4 protein-coding genes are annotated in these 4215 nt (G+C 66.2%); 2 read left to right on the forward strand and 2 right to left on the reverse strand.

What is annotated here, in order from left to right; genetic code table 11:
* Positions 1-2496: hydantoinase B/oxoprolinase family protein (locus JNL31_RS00885; RefSeq protein ID WP_294968630.1), on the forward strand; the 2496-nt coding region annotated here is incomplete at its 5' end.
* Here the strand turns inward: JNL31_RS00885 and JNL31_RS00890 are convergent.
* Positions 2493-3239 (reverse strand): class II aldolase and adducin N-terminal domain-containing protein, encoded by a 747-nt coding sequence (locus JNL31_RS00890; protein ID WP_294968633.1) that lies wholly within the window; start codon positions 3237-3239, stop codon positions 2493-2495. The two genes, JNL31_RS00885 and JNL31_RS00890, sit on opposite strands and share 4 nt — an antisense overlap.
* Before the next feature lie 264 nt (positions 3240-3503).
* Here JNL31_RS00890 and JNL31_RS00895 point away from each other — a divergent pair, with 264 nt between their 5' ends.
* Positions 3504-3935 (forward strand): hypothetical protein, encoded by a 432-nt coding sequence (locus JNL31_RS00895; RefSeq protein ID WP_294968636.1) that lies wholly within the window; start codon positions 3504-3506, stop codon positions 3933-3935.
* 45 nt (positions 3936-3980) lie between these two features.
* Here the strand turns inward: JNL31_RS00895 and JNL31_RS00900 are convergent, their stop codons facing one another.
* Positions 3981-4187: a cold-shock protein gene (locus JNL31_RS00900; protein ID WP_103258321.1), complete on the reverse strand. Its 207-nt coding sequence runs from the start codon at positions 4185-4187 to the stop codon at positions 3981-3983.
* Between the last annotated feature and the right edge of the window lie 28 nt (positions 4188-4215).

Consider the following 4215-nt stretch of genomic DNA (forward strand, 5'->3'; position numbering starts at 1 on the left):
ACGATCACCGACTGCAACGTGATGCTGGGGCGGCTGTCACCGGCGCATTTCCCGGCGGTCTTCGGGCCGGGCGGGGACCAGCGGCTCGACGCGGAAGTGGTGCGGGAGAAATTCGCGGCGCTGGCGCGGGAGGTGGCGGCGGTGACAGGGCGGCTCGACCCGCCGGAGGTGATCGCCGAGGGCTTCCTGCGGATTGCCATCGACAACATGGCCAATGCGATCAAGAAGATCAGCGTCCAGCGCGGGCATGATGTGACGGGCTATGCCTTGCAATGCTTTGGCGGGGCGGGGGGGCAACACGCCTGCGGGGTGGCGGATGCTCTTGGCATGAAAAAAGTTTTCATACATCCGCAGGCCGGGGTGCTTTCGGCCTTCGGCATGGGGCTGGCGCATCTGCGAAGCTTGCGGGAGGCGCAGTTCGATGCGCCGCTGTCGGCGGTTGCCGAGGCGCAAGCCCGGATCGAGGCGCTTGCGGCAGAGGCAGCGGCAGAGCTGACGGCGCAGGGGATCGCCGAGCCGAAGGTCACGCGGACGGCGCATCTGCGCTATGAGGGGCAGCACCAGGCGCTGCCGGTGCCGTTCGGGGACGCGGCCGCGATGGTGCGGGGCTTCGCCGAGGCGCATCAGGCGCGGTTCGGCTTCACCTCGCCCGAGCGGGCGGTGCTGTTCGAGATGCTGGCGGTCGAAGCCGAGGGCGGCGGGGCGGGTCTGCCGGACATGGCTCCCGGCACAGAAGCGGGCAAGCCGGTGGAACGGCTGACGGTCTGGGCGGGCGGGCGCTGGCAGGAGGTGCCGCTTTACCGGCGCGACGACTGTGGGACCGCGACCCGGATCAACGGCCCTGCCGTGATCACCGAGGCGACGGCGACGACGGTGATCGAACCGGGATGGGAGGCGACCGTTGACGGGCAGGCAAACCTGATCCTGGCCCGTGTCGAGGCGGTGGCGCGGCCCCCGGCGGCGGGGACAGAGGCGGACCCGGTGCTTCTGGAGGTGTTCAACAACCTGTTCATGTCGGTGGCCGACCAGATGGGCGCGACGCTGGCGAACACGGCCTGGTCGGTCAACATCAAGGAACGCCTGGATTTTTCTTGCGCGATCTTCGATGCGACGGGTGACCTGGTCGCCAATGCCCCGCATGTGCCGGTGCATCTTGGCTCCATGTCGCACGCGGTGAAGACGGTCATCGCGGCGGTCGGCGAGACGGCGCGGGAAGGTGACGCCTGGATGCTGAACGCACCCTGGAACGGGGGCACGCATCTGCCGGACGTGACGGTGATCACCCCGGTCTTCGTGGGCGGCAGGGCGGCGTTCTGGCTGGGCTCGCGCGGGCACCATGCCGACATCGGCGGCCGGACGCCGGGTTCGGCCCCGCCGGACAGCACGACGATCGAGGAGGAAGGGGTGGTGATCGACCTCTTCCCGCTGGTAGTGCGGGGTATGCTCCGCGAGGCGGAGACGAGGGCGCTGCTGGCGTCGGGTCGCTGGCCCTGCCGGTCCCCGGATCAGAACATCGCCGACCTGAAGGCGCAGATCGCGGCGAACGAAACCGGACGGCGGGAGCTGTTGCGCGTTGTCGTCCAGCATGGGGCAGAGGTCGTCGCGGCCTATATGGGCCATGTCCAGAAGAACGCCGAGGAATGTGTGCGCGCGGTGATCGACCGGCTGGTCGACGGCGCGTTCCTTTATCCGATGGACATCGGCACCGAGATCCGTGTGGCGGTCACGGTCGACCATGCCGCACGCTCGGCGAAAATCGATTTCACCGGAACGAGCCCGCAGCACCGGGGCAACTACAACGCGCCGCAGGCGGTGACGCGGGCGGTGGTGCTGTATGTCTTCCGCACGCTGGTCGGCAAGTCGATTCCGCTCAACGAGGGATGCCTGAAGCCGCTGACCATCATCGTGCCGGAGGGGACGCTCTTGAACCCGGTCGCCCCGGCGGCGGTGATCGCAGGGAATACCGAGGTCAGCCAGTCGGCCTGCAACGCGCTTTATGGTGCGCTGGGGGTGGTCGCGGCGGCGCAGGGGACGATGAACAACTTCATCTGGGGCAACGACCGCTTCCAGAATTACGAGACGATTGCCGGGGGCACCGGGGCTGGCCCGGGGTTCCAGGGCTGTGACGCGGTGCAGAGCCACATGACCAACACCCGGATGACCGACCCGGAAGTGCTGGAGAAGCGCTTCCCTGTGCGGCTGGAGGAATTCTCGATCCGGCGTGGCTCGGGTGGTCAGGGCCGATGGAAGGGTGGCAACGGGGCGGTGCGGAAGCTGCGGTTCCTGGCGCCGGTGACAGTGACGACGCTGTGCGGCAGCCGGAGGGTCGCTCCGTTTGGGGGCGATGGCGGCGGGCCGGGCTCGGTGGGCGAGAACCGGGTGCATTGGCCCGACGGGCGCGAGGAACGCCTAGAGGGCAATGACGAGCGCGACCTGCCCGAAGGCGCGGTCTTCGAGATGCGCACACCGGGCGGGGGCGGCTGGGGGCGGCCCTAGTGGGCGTAGCCGGGGTCTTCCGCGTCCAGGATCGCGCGGAGTTCGCGAAGATGCGCCTCCGCGAAGCCGGGGTAGTCTTCCCATTCCCGAGCGGTCTTTTCGGCGATGGCCTCGGGCAACACGCGGAGGGGCAGCCCGGTCTGCAGGGCGCGGATGTAGGTCTCTGCCGCGCGTTCGAAATAATAGAGGCGATTGAAGGTCTCGGCCACGGTGCGACCGACGACGAGAACCCCGTGGTTGCCCATGATCATCGTGGTGATCTTCGGGTCCGCCAGCATCTGGGCGCAGCGGGCACCCTCTTCCTCGAAGGCCATGCCGCCATAGTGATCGTCGATGACGTGGCGGTTGTGAAACATCGCGGTATTCTGGTCGATGGCGGGCAGGCGCGAGTCGGCCAGGCTGGCCAGGACGGTTGCGTGGATCGAATGGACATGCATGACGCAGGACGCATGGGGGCAGGCCCGGTGGATACTGCCGTGCAATCCCCAGGCCGTCGGGTCCGGAGCATCGGGGCGCGACATGGTGTTCGGGTCGTTCGCATCGATCTCGACCAGGGAGGAGGCGGTGATCCGGCTGAAATGGCGACCATTCGGGTTGATCAGGAACCGGGTACCTTCGGGGTTGACCGCCAGCGAGAAATGGTTGGCCACCGCTTCGTGCAGGTTCAACCGGGCCGTCCAGCGAAAGGCGGCTGCCAGATCCTGTCGCAGGTCGAGGAACGTCATGTTGGTGTGATGATTCATACAGAGCTTCCGCAGCGAATCAGGCATCAGTCCAAACAAGGGCTGCAATTCCATGCAGAATAGGTTAACAGCTTCGCAATGGGTAGCTTGGCAGGTCTGAAGGTGTGAGTCTTACAACCTGAGTGCGGAACCATGGCCAAAGCAAGGCAACTCTGGCTTGAATGTGGCAACGGGCAGGCAGATTTTCCTGCAACTTTCCTTTTTTCGGGCGAATGCTCTCCGCATTGTTCAACGAATTTGGCAGGAGGTAGTGGAGGAGTGCGCGTGCAGACTTTCTTTCAGACCAACCGCCAGCGGGTCCAGCCCCACACCCCGGGTGTGCGGGTGATGCTTCTGACCGACCACGTCGAAAGCCGGACCGGACGGCTTCTTGCCGATTACGGCAGCGTGGTGGATACGGCAGAGGATATTGAGGACGCGGTCTCCGCGATCCTGGACGATCCGTTCGGCTACGATCTTTTCGTGATGGATTGTGACGGCTTCGGCGGCATCGCCGGGGCGGAGCAGGCGATTTCGACGCTGATCGCCGGGGATGCGAAGATGCGGGTGATGCTGGTCAGCCGCGAATTCGATGTTCCGGCCTATCCGCTGGGCCGCCGCACGGCGGTATGCCTGCCCGAGGATGTGTCGGATACCAGCTTCCGGATCGGCTTTGACCATGTCCTGCGGGACCGGGCCGCGATCGCGATGAACTGAGGGGATGGGGGCGGACGCGAAAAGCTCGGGCCGCCCCCGATCGGCTTACGCCAGCGCCAGGTTGGTCGCGGATTCGCGGCCGTCACGACCGGCTTCGATGTCGAACGTGACCGGCTGGCCGTCCTTCAGGCTGCGCAGACCCGCACGCTCCAGCGCGGTGATGTGGACGAACACGTCCTTCTTGCCGCCTTCCGGGGCGATGAAGCCGTAGCCTTTGGTTTCATTGAACCATTTCACGGTGCCCTTGGCCATCGTGAAGTCTCCTCAAGTCATGCCGCCC

The organism is Tabrizicola sp. (assembly GCF_016792905.1).
Classification (GTDB): domain Bacteria; phylum Pseudomonadota; class Alphaproteobacteria; order Rhodobacterales; family Rhodobacteraceae; genus Tabrizicola.